Source organism: Peribacillus simplex (assembly GCF_030123325.1).
Taxonomy (GTDB): Bacteria; Bacillota; Bacilli; order Bacillales; family DSM-1321; genus Peribacillus; species Peribacillus simplex_D.
In genome coordinates this window covers 1,598,111-1,614,959 of record NZ_CP126106.1, presented here as the reverse complement: position 1 = coordinate 1,614,959, position 16,849 = coordinate 1,598,111, and the positions used below count along the sequence as shown (strand labels likewise).

At 43.7% G+C, this 16,849-nt stretch carries 14 protein-coding genes; 1 reads left to right on the top strand and 13 read right to left on the bottom strand.

What is annotated here, in order from left to right; genetic code table 11:
- Positions 1-237: 237 nt before the first annotated feature.
- From rpoZ to QNH43_RS07825, 5 genes are all read right to left on the bottom strand, one after another.
- On the bottom strand, positions 238-441 hold the full coding sequence (gene rpoZ / locus QNH43_RS07845; RefSeq protein WP_076366615.1) for a DNA-directed RNA polymerase subunit omega: 204 nt from the start codon (positions 439-441) through the stop codon (positions 238-240).
- A gap of 3 nt (positions 442-444) precedes the next feature.
- A complete protein-coding gene (gmk, locus tag QNH43_RS07840) occupies positions 445-1,059 on the bottom strand; it encodes a guanylate kinase (protein ID WP_076366617.1) in 615 nt (204 codons plus the stop codon).
- A gap of 10 nt (positions 1,060-1,069) precedes the next feature.
- Positions 1,070-1,333 (bottom strand): extracellular matrix/biofilm regulator RemA, encoded by a 264-nt coding sequence (gene remA, locus QNH43_RS07835; RefSeq protein ID WP_034313813.1) that lies wholly within the window; start codon positions 1,331-1,333, stop codon positions 1,070-1,072.
- Between the two features lie 53 nt (positions 1,334-1,386).
- Complete coding sequence (locus tag QNH43_RS07830) at positions 1,387-2,262, bottom strand: YicC/YloC family endoribonuclease (RefSeq protein WP_283917386.1); 876 nt, start codon at positions 2,260-2,262, stop codon at positions 1,387-1,389.
- A 155-nt stretch (positions 2,263-2,417) separates the two neighbouring features.
- Positions 2,418-5,096 (bottom strand): calcium-translocating P-type ATPase, SERCA-type, encoded by a 2,679-nt coding sequence (locus QNH43_RS07825; RefSeq protein WP_283918310.1) that lies wholly within the window; start codon positions 5,094-5,096, stop codon positions 2,418-2,420.
- Between the two features lie 330 nt (positions 5,097-5,426).
- On the opposite strand from QNH43_RS07825, the gene QNH43_RS07820 reads away from it, so the two are divergent.
- On the top strand, positions 5,427-7,148 hold the full coding sequence (locus tag QNH43_RS07820; RefSeq protein WP_283917385.1) for an Rqc2 family fibronectin-binding protein: 1,722 nt from the start codon (positions 5,427-5,429) through the stop codon (positions 7,146-7,148).
- A 53-nt stretch (positions 7,149-7,201) separates the two neighbouring features.
- Here QNH43_RS07820 and pyrE read toward each other — a convergent pair whose 3' ends face one another.
- From pyrE to QNH43_RS07780, 8 genes are read right to left on the bottom strand one after another with little or no spacing between them, the layout of a single operon-like run.
- Positions 7,202-7,837: an orotate phosphoribosyltransferase gene (gene pyrE, locus QNH43_RS07815; protein WP_076366623.1), complete on the bottom strand. Its 636-nt coding sequence runs from the start codon at positions 7,835-7,837 to the stop codon at positions 7,202-7,204.
- Positions 7,831-8,547 (bottom strand): orotidine-5'-phosphate decarboxylase, encoded by a 717-nt coding sequence (gene pyrF, locus QNH43_RS07810; RefSeq protein ID WP_283917384.1) that lies wholly within the window; start codon positions 8,545-8,547, stop codon positions 7,831-7,833. The genes pyrE and pyrF overlap by 7 nt, the downstream gene beginning before the upstream one ends.
- Positions 8,519-9,460, bottom strand: coding sequence for a dihydroorotate dehydrogenase (locus QNH43_RS07805; RefSeq protein WP_283917383.1), 942 nt, complete (start codon positions 9,458-9,460; stop codon positions 8,519-8,521). The genes pyrF and QNH43_RS07805 overlap by 29 nt, the downstream gene beginning before the upstream one ends.
- The gene (locus QNH43_RS07800; protein WP_283917382.1) at positions 9,457-10,236 is read right to left on the bottom strand and encodes a dihydroorotate dehydrogenase electron transfer subunit; all 780 of its coding nucleotides are present in this window, start codon (positions 10,234-10,236) and stop codon (positions 9,457-9,459) included. Before QNH43_RS07800 ends, QNH43_RS07805 begins: the two co-directional genes overlap by 4 nt.
- Positions 10,233-13,439 carry a carbamoyl-phosphate synthase large subunit gene (gene carB, locus QNH43_RS07795; RefSeq protein WP_283917381.1) on the bottom strand — a complete coding sequence of 1,069 codons (3,207 nt, stop codon included), beginning with the start codon at positions 13,437-13,439 and terminating at the stop codon, positions 10,233-10,235. Before carB ends, QNH43_RS07800 begins: the two co-directional genes overlap by 4 nt.
- Entirely contained in the window at positions 13,418-14,524 is a 1,107-nt protein-coding gene (locus QNH43_RS07790; protein ID WP_283917380.1) for a carbamoyl phosphate synthase small subunit, read from the bottom strand. Before QNH43_RS07790 ends, carB begins: the two co-directional genes overlap by 22 nt.
- Complete coding sequence (locus tag QNH43_RS07785) at positions 14,521-15,807, bottom strand: dihydroorotase (protein WP_283917379.1); 1,287 nt, start codon at positions 15,805-15,807, stop codon at positions 14,521-14,523. Before QNH43_RS07785 ends, QNH43_RS07790 begins: the two co-directional genes overlap by 4 nt.
- On the bottom strand, positions 15,770-16,705 hold the full coding sequence (locus tag QNH43_RS07780; protein ID WP_283917378.1) for an aspartate carbamoyltransferase catalytic subunit: 936 nt from the start codon (positions 16,703-16,705) through the stop codon (positions 15,770-15,772). The genes QNH43_RS07785 and QNH43_RS07780 overlap by 38 nt, the downstream gene beginning before the upstream one ends.
- Positions 16,706-16,849 lie beyond the last annotated feature (144 nt).

Sequence of the window (16,849 nt, the reverse complement as noted above, 5' to 3'; positions counted from 1 at the left end):
AACATTCTATTTTTTAATTATGACGGAAAACCGTAGAAATTTCATTTGAAATGCGCAATAACATATGGATTCCCCAGACTTCCATCTTTCCTGATTTACTCATTGACTTTGGTTACCCTTAAAAAAATCAAAACAAACAGGCCTGACACCTTGGCCGCAGGAAGGAAGCACTTTCCAAATGTAACGCTCCTGTTTGCTTTAGGGTGTCAGGCCCGATAGGTCAAGCTATGTGTTCTCTTAGTTTTCCTCGTAAGAATTATCATAAGTCAATTTACCGGAATGAATTTCTTCAAGGGCACGACCTACCGCTTTATGGGAAACTGGTTTTACGAGGCAATTATCTTTAATTTGCATTTCCCTGGCGCGCTTAGCCGCCACTGATACAAGTGAGTATTTAGAATCGATTTTAAGTAATAGAGAATCAATTGATGGATATAACATAATTTATTCCGCCTCCAACATTTTTTTATATAAAACAGCAACTCTTTCCCGACGGCAATGCTCGGCAATTACAATTGCATTAATTCGCGCACATGCGGCATCCACATGATCATTTTCTACAACATAATCGTATAGATCCATAAGTTCTATTTCTTCCTTAGCCACCTTCATCCGTCCTTTTATCGCTTCCTCCGTCTCGGTTCCGCGAGTAACGATGCGGCTTTCGAGTTCAGTCAAACTCGGAGGAGCAAGGAAAATGAAAAGTCCTTCAGGGAATTTCTCCCGGACCTGTTTAGCTCCTTGAACTTCTATTTCCAGAAATACATCTTTTCCGGAATCGATTGTTTCACGGACATAATCCACGGGTGTTCCATAATAATTACCGACGAACTCAGCATATTCCAGCAATTTTCCTTCTTTGATAAGTGCTTCGAATTCCTCGCGTTTTTTGAAGAAATAGTCCACTCCGTCCACTTCACCATGGCGAGGCAGCCGTGTCGTCATCGAAATTGAATATTCGAATGCCGTTCCTGGCTGAGAAAAAATCGCCTTCCTTACAGTTCCTTTACCAACACCGGATGGACCGGACAAAACGATTAATAAACCTTTTTCTCTCATATTGTTTCAGTTACCCCTCTTCTACGCTGTCATCTCTGTCTTGGAGCCGTGCAGCAACCGTTTCCGGTTGAACGGCAGATAAGATAACATGGTCGCTGTCTGTAATTATTACGGCCCTGGTTCTTCTACCATATGTAGCATCTATTAAGGATCCGCGGTCACGGGCGTCTTGGATGATCCTTTTGATCGGAGCCGATTCAGGGCTCACGATGGATACGATCCGGTTTGCGGAAACGATATTTCCAAAACCAATATTAATGAGCTTAATTGACATTTTTGTCCCCCATTCATATCTATTGTCACCTTGTTAGGTTCATCATAAACCGACTACTCGATATTTTGAACCTGTTCCTTTAATTTTTCAAGAAGACTTTTCATTTCCACCACTTCTTTGGTAATGGACGAATCATTTGCCTTTGAGCCAATCGTATTGACTTCCCTGTTCATTTCCTGGACAAGGAAGTCAAGTTTTCTTCCAATTGGTTCACTGTGGGTAAGCGTCCTTGAAAATTGCTGTACATGGCTATCGAGTCTGGTCAGTTCTTCATTTATATCACATTTATCGGCAAAAATGGCCGCTTCTGTCACAATACGGCTATCTTCAATCAATCCTTCAGTCAACTCGGCAAGTTTGGTTTCCAACCGGGCTTTATATTTCTCGACGACTGAAGGTGCATGCATTTTGACCCCTGCTACAATCTCCCCAAACTTTTTCAGCTGGCGACTCATGTCCAAGGCCAGTTCCTGACCTTCCAGATTCCGCATTTTTTTCAGATTTTCCAATGCCCCAGTGACGGCATTCAATAACAGGGATTCCAAATCGGCAGGAACCGCAGGTACTTCTTCCGTTATGAAAACCGATTCAAGTTGCAGCATATCCTGTAATGTAATGGAACTTTCCAGGTTGTATTTTCCCTTGACTTCGTCCATCAATCCAACATACTGATCCGCAAGATCCCAATCGATCTTCACCTTTTTGGAAACCAGGCTCTCACCTTCCACTGTAATGAAGATTTCCACCCGTCCCCTTCTTATGTATTGATTCGCCTTCTTCTTCACCTTTTCTTCCAAAACCAAAAGCTGGCGCGGCATCCGAATCGTATATTCACAAAAACGATGGTTCACGGTCTTAATTTCGGCAAAGACCTTGACCTGTTCGTTTTCCGCTTCTTCTCTTCCATAGCCCGTCATACTGGTAACCATGGTTCCACATCCTATCAAACATAATGTAGTAATTTGGCCTTTAACTTTCATTATATATTAGCTACAGCACGAAAACTTTAGCTCACAAATAAAATACTACAAAAATAAAAAGGCAATAGAGCATGACTCTACCACCTTAAAGATTATATCATATATTATTGTGCTTTTCTTGCTAAAAAGGTTCCAGCCAGTAAAAAAGTTGGAATGGATGACATCCCTATAACCAATAGCCAATCCCTTCCCGAAATCGGTACAGTATGAAAGATCGTTTGTAAAGGCTGCACATACATGACGGCTACCATCAATAATAGGGAGGACAGTACCGCCCCCACTAGATAAAGGTTACCGAATGGATTTCTCGTGAAGATCGAACGTTCGCTTCGGCAATCGAATACATGTATTAGCTGAGCTAGTACCAAGGTAGCGAACGCAATCGTTTGTGCATAGGCAAGATTATCCGGATTTGCACGATATACCACATAAAATGCGATCAAGGTAGAAATCCCGATCAGAAAACCACGAGAGATGATCTTCCAGCCAAGCCCTCTTCCAAAAACACCTTCATTAGCATTTCTTGGATTTCTCTTCATTACATCTTCTTCTGCGGAATCCAGTCCCAAGGCCATCGCAGGCAGTCCGTCGGTAACAAGGTTCACGAATAAGATCTGGATTGGTATCAAAGGTAACGGCAAGGCACATAGCATCGCAAAAAACATGACCAAAATCTCCCCAACATTGGAAGCAAGCAGATAACGGATGAACTTCCTGATGTTCTCGTAAATATTCCTGCCTTCATTGATGGCCGATTTAATAGTGGCGAAATTGTCGTCAACCAATATCAAGGAAGAAGCTTCCTTAGCGACATCAGTACCTGTGATACCCATGGATATACCAATATCCGCTGATTTTATCGCAGGGGCATCATTGACACCATCCCCTGTCATTGCAACGACATGTCCTTTATTTTGCAAGGCTTTAACGATTTTCAACTTATGTTCCGGGGAAACGCGGGCAAATACCGAAACAGTTTCAACAACTTCCTCAAGTTCCCCGACTTCCATGTCGGCCAATTGCCGTCCTTCCAGTACACGGTCTTTTCCTTTTAAAATACCAAGTTCTTTAGCTATTGCCTTTGCAGTTATTACATGGTCGCCAGTAATCATGACAGTTTTGATCCCGGCATCCCTGCATTCCTTAACTGCCTGCTTCACTTCCGGACGTGGGGGATCGATCATGCCCTGCAGTCCCATGAAGGTCAAATTGCGCTCTGCTTCGGTTTCATGAAGTAAAATCGTTCCCTTTGAAAGGGGTTTATAACCAACAGCAATCATTCGAAGTGCCTGAGAGGCAAGCTCATTCATGTCCTGTTGCACCCTTTCCATACTCCTCTGATTCAGTATTTCCGACTTTCCTTCCCAAAGGATCGTGTCGGACTGGGCGATCAATACATCAGGGGCCCCTTTAACGATGACGAAATGATTATCTTTATCATCCTTCACGATGACACTCATCATTTTGCGACTCGAGTCAAATGGAAACTCCTTGACTATCGTAAATCTCTTAGACAAGTGTTCCCTCGTCAAACCCGCTTTCATTGCCGCGACCAACATCGCCCCTTCTGTCGGATCACCGTCTAAAATATATCGTTTATCATTCTCCTTTAACTCGGCTTTATTACAGAGCATGCCGAATGTAATTATTTGAAGCAAGGCATTATGGTTTTTCGGGGCAACTGAAACTCCCTCTATAGAAAACTCTCCGACAGGATTATAACCAGTACCGCCGACATCCCAAGTTTTCCCTCCACTCCAGACCTTCGTCACCGTCATTTTGTTTTGTGTCAGCGTTCCTGTCTTATCTGAGCAAATCACCGTTGCGCAGCCAAGCGTTTCTACGGCAGGAAGCTTGCGGACAATCGCTTTTTGTTTGATCATACGCTGAACGCCCAAGGACAATGCTACAGTCACAATGGCTGGCAGGCCTTCGGGAATCGCCGCAACAGCCAAAGAAACCCCGGCCAAGAACATCGTATAGAGGTCATGCCCTTGAATGACGCCAGTCAGGACCACGATTACAGTTAATATTAAAGCCGTGATGATCAAAATTTTGCCTAGCTGCTCCAACCGCCGTTGAAGCGGTGTTTCTTTTGTTTCTGCAGTCTGCAGGAGGTCCGCAATTTTGCCCATCGCCGTATTCATTCCTGTAGCGATTACGATTCCGGCTCCATTTCCTCTTGTTACCATCGTCCCCATAAATGCCATATTTTCCTGGTCACCGATACCTTCAACCTCATTCATCAATGGATCAGAACATTTAACGGCCGGGAGTGACTCGCCGGTAAGAGCAGACTCTTCTATTTCAAGGCTTGAATGCTCGATGATCCGTAAATCGGCACCAATTCGGTCACCACTCGAAAACTTCAGGATATCCCCTACCACGACTTCTCGCGATGGGATTTTCAGCCACTGACCATCCCGAAGTACGTTAACTTGCGGCGCAGCCATTTCCTTAAGGGCATCCAAGGATTTCTCAGCCTTCCGTTCTTGGAAAAATCCAAGTAATCCATTCAAAAAAACAATCGCCATGATGGCAATCGCATCGATATATTCACCCAAAATCCCGGAGACTAAGGTTGCGGCAAGTAAAACTATGACCATGAAATCTTTGAATTGGGCGAAAAATAAAAGAATGGCTGACTGTTTTTCTCCTTCCTTCAATTCGTTAAAGCCATGCTTTCGCAGCCTGTCCTTTACTTCATCATCTTCCAAACCGTGTGTAACGTTTGTTTGAAGCGCTTTCTCCATTTCTTGATTATTCATTTCCTTGAACTCCATCAAGTATCACACATCCCTTTGAATAGAATGAAATAGGCTCCTGTATACATCTCAACAGGCGCTTTTTGCTTAACTCATCCAACACCTGCCTGCTTACCGATACATAAAACAACCTGCTCTTCTTCCATGATTATTCAGACTCGTCCAAAATAATGCTATAATTAAACAGAATTGCGGAAAGAAGAACGATCGGGATAATTTATTGAATGAACGACCGCTAATCATGATGAATGGACCAAATTTGCTATTAATCTCATGAACCAAAAAAGCGATATCTCCCTGGCAAAAATGAGTTCTTAGAAAATCTTATGTAAAGGAAGTAAAAATAGAATGTCATTTGATGGATTATTCACGAAAGCGATGACGGAAGAAATCGCTTCTTTATTAAAAGGTGGACGAATCAATAAGGTACATCAGCCTTATAAAAATGAAGTAATACTGGTTGTTCGTGCTGGAGGTAAGAACCATAAGCTCTTATTATCAGCCCACCCAAGTTATTCGAGGGTGCAAATGACCGAAGAAAGTTATGAAAATCCCAAAGAGGCACCCATGTTCTGTATGCTTCTTAGGAAGCACCTCGAAGGCTATACGATAGAAAATATTTATCAATATGAACTTGATAGGATGATCATTTTTGAAGTGAAGGGCCGCAATGAGCTTGGTGATGTCTCTCAAAAACAGTTAATCATCGAAATCATGGGACGTCACAGCAACATTGTTTTAGTCGATAAAGAACGAAATATGATTTTGGACAGCATTAAGCATGTTTCACATGCCGTTAACAGTTATCGTGCGATATTGCCCGGCCAGGAATATTTGGCCCCGCCCGCACAAGAAAAAAAGAATCCCTTCGAGGCTACCGAGGACGATATAAGGAAGAATATTGACTTCAATGCAGGAAAGCTGGATCGACAGCTTGTTGCCCATTTTTCTGGAGTTTCACCATTGGTTGCAAAGGAAGCCGTTTACCGGGCTGGACTTGCCAACAGCACGACCCTTCCATCAGCTTTTTTAAAGATGATCCAAGAAATCTCGGAGCAAAACTACACAGCGATGATCAAACAAGATGGTAATAAAGAAGTTTTTTATATGCTTTCACTAGAGCATCTGACTGGGAATCAACGTACGTTTTCTTCATTGAGCGAGATGCTCGACCGCTATTACTTCGGAAAGGCAGAAAGAGATCGAGTTAAGCAAAAGAGCCAGGATGTAGAACGTTTCATTACTAATGAAATAGAAAAGAATTCAAAAAAAATCGGGAAGCTCGAACGTACATTAAAAGATACGGAACGCGGAGAACAGTATCAGTTGTTCGGTGAGCTGCTTACTGCTAATCTATATCAAATGAAAAAAGGCATGAAGGAAATAGAAGTCGTCAATTATTATGATGAAGAACAAACTATGGTCACCATCCCGCTTGACCCATTAAAAAATCCATCAGATAATGCCCAAAAGTACTTCTCCAGATACCAAAAGTCCAAAAATGCAGTCGGAGTAGTCCAAGAACAAATCGAAAAAACAAAATTGGAATTGGCCTACTTTGAAGCCTTGCATCAGCAGCTCCAATCAGCTTCACCCAGAGATATAGAGGAGATTCGCGAAGAACTTCAGGAAGAAGGATACATTAGGCAAAAAAAGAAAAAAGGCATGAAAAAGCCTGCAAATGCAAAACCGCAGCTTGAAACATATTATGCTACGGATGGAGATCTCATTTTTGTCGGGAAGAATAATAAACAAAATGATTATCTAACGAATAAATTTGCACGCCGTGATGAAATCTGGCTTCATACCAAAGATATACCTGGCTCGCATGTTGTGATTCGAAATGAATCGCCAAGTGAAAAAACGATAAAAGAGGCAGCCGTATTAGCAGCTTTTTTCAGTAAAGCACAGCAATCGAGCTCAGTGCCCGTTGACTTCACACAAGTTCGCCATGTTAAGAAACCGAATGGCTCCAAACCCGGGTTCGTGATCTACGACCAGCAGCAGACCGTATATATTACACCTGATGCCGATACTGTCATACGCTTAAAGGAAGCGGTAAAGGATTGAAAGGTAAAAAAATAGAGGTGGCCCAATCCTTCGCGATTGGGCCACCTCTATTTTCATGCAGTAATCCAAGCCGTATCTGCCGGATTCTCACGCCATTTTTTTAGCTTTTCCAATTCTTCTGCTGTGATGTACCCTTTTTCATTAGCGACTTTTATCAAAGTCGAGTAGTCACTCAATGAATGGTTAATAATGCCCTCAGCATCGAATTTTTCTTTTCCTTTTTCCAATTCATAAGTGAAGATCGAAACGACTCCTAGAACATCGCAGCCAGCTTCTTTCAGCGCGTTAACAGCAGTAATCACACTTCCGCCGGTTGAAATCAAGTCTTCGACAACCACCACTTTTTGTCCTGGAACAGCACGGCCTTCGATTTGATTGCCCTTTCCGTGCTCCTTGGCTTTTGATCGTACATAGCACATCGGTGCATTTAATTTTTCACTCACCCAAGCTGCATGCGGAATGCCTGCAGTTGCTGTGCCTGCAATCAGTTCAGCCTCAGGGAAATTCTGTTCAATCAATCCTTTCAACCCTTCCGCTATTTCATTGCGAACCTCTGGGTATGAAAGGGTTAAGCGGTTGTCACAATAAATGGGTGATTGAATTCCAGATGCCCAAGTAAAAGGGTCATTCGGCTGTAGGTACACTGCTTTTATTTCCAATAGATGTTCAGCTATCTTATTATTTAACATGATATTCCCTCCCAAGCTGCTTTCATATCCAAATACGCCCTTAATGGATCTGCCGCCCCCGTTATGGCTCTCCCTACAACGATGGCATCCGCTCCAAAATCCCTAGCCTGTTCAGGCGTGGCAATTCTCTTTTGATCATGCACCTGGCCACCTGCACTTCGGATTCCAGGTGTGACCGTTAAGAATTCATGACCGATGCGTTCATGTATGTTCTTTACTTCATGGGTGGAACAAACGACGCCATCCAATCCTGCCTGTCTAGTAAGTTTTGCATAATGAAGGACCGAATCCTCCAAAGATCCGGCAATGTTTTGCTCAACATTCATCTGTTCTTGTGATGTGCTCGTCAGTTGCGTAACCCCTATGCATAATGGACGTTTTTTACCAGCGGACGTTCCCTTATCCAAACCTTCCAAGGCTGCTTCCATCATCTTTTGTCCACCCGCCGCATGTACATTGACCATGTCAGCCCCTAAAGTTGCCAATCCTGTCATGGCCATTTTGACCGTATTCGGAATATCATGAAGCTTCAAGTCCAAAAACACATCGTGGCCTTGCTCTTTTACGAAAGAAATTATTGATGGTCCATTCTGATAAAATAATTCCATCCCCACTTTTACAGCCAGTTTTTCCGAACGGAACTGTTTTAGGAATTCTTCCGTTTGAATGAGGTCAGGGAAATCAAGAGCGATAATTAGCGACTGTTTCATTCTTCTTCCAGCTCCTTCCGGTACATTCTGAAATATGGTCAAATCCTAACTCATCCAACAATTTCGGTAATTCTTCAATGATGGTCGGGCATACAAAAGGATCCACGAAGTTAGCGGTTCCCACCGCAACAGCACTCGCACCCGCATAGAAAAATTCAATGACGTCTTCCGCTGTAGCGATGCCGCCCATTCCGATGATCGGAATAGACACTTGCTGGCTTACCTCATAAATCATCCGGAGCGCAACAGGTTTAATTGCAGGACCAGATAACCCACCCGTCCTGTTAGAAAGGATCGGTCTGCCAGTTTTTAAATCCAATCGCATGCCGACTAATGTATTTATCATTGTCAAACCGTCGGCCCCGCCTTCTTCTACGGCTTTGGCCATTTCCACAATATTACTGACATTCGGTGAAAGCTTCACATATACAGGCACGGTAGACACTTCCTTGACCGCCTTGGTCACCTCTTTGGCAACTTCCGGCACCGTACCGAAAGCAATGCCACCTTCTTTTACATTCGGACAGGAGATATTCAATTCAAGTGCCTTTACATTCCCCACCTTACTTATATCACTGGCAACCTTTACATAGTCATCTATTTGCGAACCAGCAACGTTGGCGATGATGGGAACATCATACCCACCTAACCAGGCCAATTCTTCACTGATGACCTTTTCTAAACCTGGATTCTGCAGACCGATGGCGTTCAGCATTCCCGAAGAGGTTTCCGCAACACGCGGAGTCGGGTTACCGAACCTCGGCTCAGGAGTGGTCGCTTTGATCATGATCGCGCCAAGAATATCCAAGTCGAAAAATTGACTGTATTCACGGCCGAATCCAAAGCATCCAGATGCTGGCATGACCGGGTTTTTCAAGTTTAATCCTGGTAATTCAACTGAAAGCCTGCTCATAATACCACCTCTCCTGCCCGGAATACGGGTCCGTCACTGCATACCTTTTTATAACTGAAACCAGTTGGATCATCCCCTGTATGACACACGCAAGCAAAGCATGCACCGATGCCGCATCCCATCCTTTCCTCAAGGGACAGGTAAAGCTTTTTCTCACGATAGCCCGCCTCCAACGCTCTTAACATCGGTGTAGGCCCGCATGAAAAGATCGTTGTAAACTCTTGATGCAAGTTGTCTATTACAGTCGTAACAAAACCTTTTGTCCCATATGAACCATCCACCGTAGCAATATGGGTATCACCTAATTCACTGAATTCTTTTTCGTAAAAGATGGCTGACTTGGTCTGGAAGCCCAATACATGGATTACCTTAACACCTTTCGCAACCAACATCCGTGATAATTGATACAGGGGCGGGACCCCAATCCCGCCACCAACCAATAATGCCGTTTCGCCCTTTTTGGCCTCATGAACGGGAAATCCGTTGCCAAGGGGTCCAAGGATATCGACCGCTTCCGCCTCTTTACGCTGTGATAACAGCGTCGTACCTTTACCTTCAGCCCGGTATATCATCGTGAACTGTTTTTCACTGTTGTTGTAAGAAGAAATTGAAATCGGGCGTCTTAACAATGGCTCAGTGCCATCTGTTGTCTTGACTTGGACAAACTGGCCAGGCTGATTCATCTCTGAAACCAATTCACCTTGCAGTGTAAGTTCAAAAATGGATGGGGCCAGTTCCTTATGATTTAACACCTTCATTCTTTCCTTCTTGATCATATATAGCTCACCTCACGACTTTTTTCCGTTTTTCCCATTGCTTCTGCCGAGAAAGTCATGGATTCTATCACTCTTAAAATTGCTTCTGCCGTATCAAGTGATGTTAGGCATGTCACTCCATTTTCAACCGATTCACGTCGGATTCTGAAACCATCTCGAGCCGGCTGCTTACCTTTTGTCAAAGTATTTATGACAAATTGTGCTTCCCCGTTCCGGATAACATCCAGCAGGTTCGTACCTTCTTCGCCAATTTTACCGACAATCGCAGCAGGGATGCCGGATTGTTTCAATAAGGCAGCGGTTCCGCTGGTGGCTATCAGCTTGAAACCGATATTATGGAAACGTCTTGCTAAAAGTAGCGCTTCTTGCTTATCTTTATCAGATATCGTCAATAACACCGAACCATGCCCCTTAATTTTGAAACCGGAAGCGACCAGCCCTTTGTATAAAGCCTTTTCAAGGGTGCTATCTTTCCCCATTACTTCACCAGTCGATTTCATTTCAGGTCCGAGTGAGATGTCCACACCTCTTAATTTTGCAAAAGAGAAGACCGGCACTTTCACATAGACCCCAGTTTGTTCTGGCACTAACCCCGATTTGTAACCTTGGCTTTCAAGTGTGTGGCCCAAGATGACCTTCGTGGCTAAGTTAGCCATCGGCACGTTCGTAATTTTACTTAAGAATGGAACGGTTCGGCTTGAACGTGGATTTACTTCAATCACATAAACTTCTTCATTGCTGATGACATATTGAATGTTCAAGAGACCAATTATATTCAAACCTTTTGCCAATCGGGTCGTATAATCGATGATTACTTCTTTTTGTTTTTCCGTTAAGTTTTGAGGCGGATAGACTGCAATCGAATCACCTGAATGGACGCCGGCACGTTCGATATGCTCCATGATTCCAGGGATAACGACCGTTTCCCCATCGGAAATTCCATCGACTTCGATTTCCTTACCCGTTAAGTAGCGGTCTATCAGGACAGGATGATCCGGATTTATTTTCACGGCGTTTTTCATGTAATGCAGCAATTCTTCTTGTTTATAGACGATTTCCATCGCTCTTCCGCCGAGAACATACGATGGCCTTACTAAAACCGGATATCCAATATCTTCAGCGATGACGATCGCTTCATCAACCGATGTTGCGGTTTTACCCTTTGGCTGCGGAATGCCTAAATCCTTAAGTGCTCTTTCGAATTTATTGCGATTTTCCGCTCTATCCAGATCTTCAAGTGAAGTACCAAGGATCTTCACTCCTCTTTCAACAAGACCATCTGCAAGGTTGATTGCCGTCTGTCCACCAAACTGGACGATGACCCCTTCCGGTTTTTCCAAATCGATGACATGCATGACATCTTCAATAGTCAATGGTTCGAAATAAAGTTTGTCGGAGATACTGAAATCCGTCGAAACTGTTTCAGGATTGTTGTTAATGATGATCGCTTCATATCCCGCTTCTTTAATGGCCCATACCGAATGTACGGTCGCATAATCAAACTCTACTCCTTGCCCTATCCTAATTGGGCCTGATCCCAGAACAATGACACTTTTCTTGTCAGTAACGATGGATTCATTCTCATCTTCGTATGTCCCATAAAAGTACGGTGTTTCCGATTCGAATTCCGCAGCACATGTATCGACCATTTTGTAAACAGGGATGATTCCTTGCTGTTTCCGGTACTCATAGACGTCAATTTCGGGAACTCCCCATATTTCTGCAATCGTTTTGTCAGAAAACCCTAGTTCTTTAGCCTTTTGCAATACTTCACAATCAAAAGAATGTTCTTTAAGCTGCTTTTCAAAGTCGATTATCTTTTCCAACTTATGCAAGAAGAATAAATCGATCTGGCTCCATTCGTGTATTGTTTCGATCGTTATTCCCCTTCTTAACGCTTCACCGATATAGAATAACCGTTCATCTCCCGCTTTTCGGATCCGTTTCTCTATTTTTCCATCTTCAAACTCATCATTCAAATTAAGATGGTATATGCCCGCCTCAAGGGAACGGACAGCCTTTAAGATCGATTCCTCGAATGTACGGCCGATTGCCATGACTTCTCCGGTCGCCTTCATTTGGGTCCCAAGCCTACGGTTGGCGCTTTCGAACTTATCGAATGGCCAGCGCGGAATTTTCGTAACGACATAGTCCAGTGCCGGTTCAAAGCTGGCATAGGTTTTGCCAGTGACAGGGTTCATCATTTCATCGAGCGTCAAACCAACGGCTATCTTTGCTGCAAGCTTTGCAATTGGATATCCTGTTGCTTTTGAAGCAAGTGCCGACGAACGGCTGACCCTTGGGTTCACTTCAATGACATAATATTGATAGCTGTTTGGATCTAGCGCCAGCTGAACATTACACCCGCCCTCAATCTTCAAGGCACGGATAATCTTCAATGACGTATTTCGAAGCATTTGGTACTCTCTGTCACTTAATGTTTGGCTTGGTGCGGCAACAATTGAATCGCCTGTATGGACACCGACAGGATCGAAGTTTTCCATATTACAAACGACTATCGCATTATCATTTGAATCACGCATCACTTCATATTCCACTTCTTTGAAACCGGCAATGCTCTTCTCAAGCAGACATTGGTGTACCGGGCTGCTTTTCAGGCCACCCTCAACAATCTCGATAAGCTGCTCTTCGTTATCACAAATCCCACCGCCTGTTCCGCCAAGCGTGAAGGCAGGACGAACAATGACTGGGTAGCCGACTCGTTCAACAAATGTATAAGCCTCTTCCAAGTTATGAATGATGTCGCTATCAGGTACAGGTTCCCCTAGATCGTTCATTAGCGTACGGAAAAGGTCACGGTCTTCCGCTTGTTGGATAGCTGAAAGTTTGGTCCCAAGAATCTGTACATTGCATTCTTCCAGGATTCCTGATTCGGCAAGCTCGACTGCCATGTTCAAGCCAGTCTGTCCGCCCAAGGTAGGTAACAGTGCATCCGGGCGCTCTTTACGAATGATTTTGCTGACAAATTCCAATGTGATCGGTTCGATATAAACGGCGTCAGCCATTTCACTGTCTGTCATGATTGTAGCAGGGTTAGAGTTAATCAGGATCACTCGATAACCTTCTTCTTTTAAGGCTATACACGCTTGGGTTCCTGCATAATCGAACTCGGCGGCCTGTCCGATGACGATCGGACCGGAACCAATTACTAGGATGCTTTTTATATCAGTGCGTTTTGGCATGTTTTTTCCCCCTTGTTGGTTGCAGCTTCAATCATTTGTAAGAATTCATTGAATAAGTAGTTGGCATCTTCCGGCCCTGGTGATGCTTCCGGGTGATATTGTACGGTGAAAGCCGGATACTTTTTATGGCGCAGACCTTCAATCGTATCATCATTCAATGCTGTATGTGTCACAATAAGATCTGTATTTTCAATGGAAAGCTCTTCTACTGTATATCCGTGATTTTGAGATGTGATGGATACCTTTCCGGTACGAAGGTCCCTAACCGGATGATTAGAACCTCGATGGCCGAATTTTAATTTTTCCGTATCCGCCCCGTTTGCAAGTGCGAATAATTGATGTCCTAAACAGATTCCGAATAATGGCACTTGAGTTTGGATTGTACGGATCATTTCAAGCGTCTCAAGAACACTTTTCGGATCTCCAGGACCATTTGAAAGCATCACGCCATCCGGATGATATTGCATCACTTCTTCGGCCGTGACGTTATAAGGCACAACCACGACATCACAGCCGCGCTTCGTCAGCTCACGCAAAATCCCATGCTTCATGCCATAGTCCACAAGAACTACCCGCGGGCCTCTGCCCGGGCTGGAATAAGGTGCTTTTGTTGAAACCTGTTTCACTTGATTGGAAGGAATCACAGTTGCTTTCAACTGGGAAACCACTTCTTTTGCATCTTTATTGATATTGCAGAGCGCCCCTTTAAGTGCACCTGATTTCCTGATGATTCTTGTCAGCTTTCTCGTATCGATTCCGCTTATTCCAGGTATGTTCTTCATTTTCAGATATTCATCAAGTGATAATTGGTTTCGCCAGTTGGAAGGAAATTCTGCGGTTTCCTTAACGACGAATCCTGCTATCGCTGGATTGATGGATTCAAAGTCATCCCGGTTTATCCCGTAGTTCCCGATTAATGGATACGTAAGTGTAACGATTTGACCGCAATATGATGGATCGGATAGAATCTCCTGGTACCCCGTCATTCCTGTGTTAAAAACGACTTCACCTATTTTTTCTACGTCCCCTCCGAATGCTTCCCCAAGGAATACTGTCCCGTCTTCTAAAATTAGCTGTCTTTTCATCCTTGAACACGTCCTTTTTCCCAAGCTATTTTTCCTTCTGCAATCGTCATGACTGGCCAGCCATAACATTTCTTTTCATTAAAAGGTGTATTTTTTCCTTTTGAAGCAAACTCTTCAGCATTAATTTCTTTTTCTGTTTCCAAATCGATGAGCACGATATCCGCAATGGCACCTTCCTTTAGCTCTCCATAAGGAAGGGAGAAACTTTCAGATGGTTTGATAGTCATGAAATCGATCAATTGCTTTAATGTAATGACGCCCTTTTTAACCAATTCGGTGTAAAGCAGCGGGAAGGCAGTTTCCAATCCCACTATTCCGAAAGGAGCCAGCTGCATTCCCTGCGCTTTTTCCTCTGCCGCATGCGGGGCATGGTCTGTTGCTATAAAATCGATGGTTCCGTCATGCAATCCTTCTATCAATGCATCCCGATCTTCACGGCCCCTTAATGGTGGGTTCATTTTATAATTCGTATCAAGTCCCGGTATATCATCTTCACACAATAATAAGTGATGTGGTGTAACTTCGGCTGTGACGCGGATACCGGCGCGTTTGGCATCCCTTACCGTCCTTACCGATTCCTTCGTCGATATATGGCAAACGTGATAATGGCAATCCGCCGCTTCAGCAAGGAGGATATCCCGGGCAATATGTACAGCTTCACATACGGACGGAATTCCATTGATTCCCTGTTCTTTTGAGAATCTACCTTCATGGACGGAGCCTTTATTGATTAAGCTATTGTCTTCACAATGAGCAACTATGGCCATATCTTGAGCGGCTGCCCGTTTCATCGCTTCCAGCATCATCCCGGCTTCTTGAATTCCCACGCCATCGTCCGTAAAGGCGAAAGCACCCGTTTGTTTTAATGAAGAAAAGTCGGTCAACTCCTTGCCTGCTTCCCTAATCGTAATGGATGCATATGGAAGTACCCTGACATGAGCCGTTTCTTCAATTTTCCGGTTAAGCGCTTCAAGGTTTTCCACTGTATCGGGAACTGGCCTTGTATTGGGCATCGCCGCTACCGTAGTGAAACCGCCTCTTGCCGCTGCAAGCGTTCCACTTGCGATTGTTTCTTTATGTTCACCGCCCGGTTCGCGTAAATGGACATGCAGGTCAACGAAGCCTGAAGTAATAAGTAACCCTTCAGCGTCAACTACTTTACAATTTTCCGTTGCCAAGTTCTCGCCGATTTTTGTGATGACCTTGCCTTCCATTTCAATGTCCGCTTTTTTGAATGAGTTTTGATTATCTAGCAATACTCCATTTTTGATTACTGTTTTCATGAATGTTTCCCCCTTCGGATTGTTCAAGCACATTTTTTAATACAGCCATTCTGATGAACACGCCATTCTCCATTTGTTTAAAAATTCTTGAGCGGCTGCATTCGACTAAATCACTGTCTATTTCAACACCGCGGTTTATTGGTGCAGGATGCATGATGATCGCATCCGGTTTCATATTTTTTTCACGTTGTTTGGTCAGGCCGAAACTTTCCAGATAATCTCCATTTGCCTGATCGTATTTTTCAATATGCCTTTCATGCTGTATTCTGAGCAGCATGACCACATCCGAGGTAGCTACCGCATGGTCGATGTCTTCATACCTTCCTAAACTGTTTGATCTGTCGAACCATTCAGGAGGACCCGAAAATACGACATTCGCCCCTAAACGTGTTAATGCTTCTGCATTCGATTTCGCAACCCGGCTATGCCTCACATCACCGATTATGGCAATCTTCAGACCTTTGAAACTTTTAAACTCTTGTTTTATCGTCAATAAGTCCAGTAATGATTGGGTTGGATGATTTCCGCAGCCATCCCCTGCATTGATTATTGGAATCCCGATCTTCTCATTCAATTCGTCGAAATAATTATCCTGTTCATGGCGGATGATCAAGGCATTTACACCTATTGCTTCTAACGTTTTAACAGTGTCATATAAGGTTTCACCTTTCAATACGGATGATGTACCCGCATCAAAAGGAATGACCTCAAGTCCCAATTTTCTTTCAGCCATTTCAAAGCTTGATTTTGTACGTGTACTTGGTTCAAAGAAGAGATTGGCAACTGTGGTCTGCTGCTTTGGATTCCAGCTAGATCCGTTTGCAAAACACTCTGCCTCATGTAAAATTCTTTCAATATCAGATAAAGTCAATTCATTCATGGTCAATAATTTTTTCATCGATCCTGCTCCTTTCACATTTGTGATGCGGGGCATAAAAAATACCCCGCCATTAAGGACAGGGTGTAGGTCATAAAGAGTGTGAGGATACGGAATGGTTAACACTTTACCCCGTTCACATTCTTTACAGCAACACCCTTTTAA

Coding starts and splice junctions, on each gene's coding strand:
- QNH43_RS07820 (WP_283917385.1), top strand. CDS start 5,427: ATGTCATTTGATGGATTATTCACGAAAGCGATGACGGAAGAAATCGCT.
- QNH43_RS07785 (WP_283917379.1), bottom strand. CDS start 15,807: ATGAAAACAGTAATCAAAAATGGAGTATTGCTAGATAATCAAAACTCA.
- gmk (WP_076366617.1), bottom strand. CDS start 1,059: ATGAGAGAAAAAGGTTTATTAATCGTTTTGTCCGGTCCATCCGGTGTT.
- QNH43_RS07790 (WP_283917380.1), bottom strand. CDS start 14,524: ATGAAAAGACAGCTAATTTTAGAAGACGGGACAGTATTCCTTGGGGAA.
- pyrE (WP_076366623.1), bottom strand. CDS start 7,837: ATGTTAAATAATAAGATAGCTGAACATCTATTGGAAATAAAAGCAGTG.
- remA (WP_034313813.1), bottom strand. CDS start 1,333: ATGTCAATTAAGCTCATTAATATTGGTTTTGGAAATATCGTTTCCGCA.
- QNH43_RS07805 (WP_283917383.1), bottom strand. CDS start 9,460: ATGAGCAGGCTTTCAGTTGAATTACCAGGATTAAACTTGAAAAACCCG.
- QNH43_RS07830 (WP_283917386.1), bottom strand. CDS start 2,262: ATGGTTACCAGTATGACGGGCTATGGAAGAGAAGAAGCGGAAAACGAA.
- carB (WP_283917381.1), bottom strand. CDS start 13,439: ATGCCAAAACGCACTGATATAAAAAGCATCCTAGTAATTGGTTCCGGT.
- QNH43_RS07800 (WP_283917382.1), bottom strand. CDS start 10,236: ATGATCAAGAAGGAAAGAATGAAGGTGTTAAATCATAAGGAACTGGCC.
- QNH43_RS07825 (WP_283918310.1), bottom strand. CDS start 5,096: ATGGAGTTCAAGGAAATGAATAATCAAGAAATGGAGAAAGCGCTTCAA.
- QNH43_RS07780 (WP_283917378.1), bottom strand. CDS start 16,705: ATGAAAAAATTATTGACCATGAATGAATTGACTTTATCTGATATTGAA.
- rpoZ (WP_076366615.1), bottom strand. CDS start 441: ATGTTATATCCATCAATTGATTCTCTATTACTTAAAATCGATTCTAAA.
- pyrF (WP_283917384.1), bottom strand. CDS start 8,547: ATGAAACAGTCGCTAATTATCGCTCTTGATTTCCCTGACCTCATTCAA.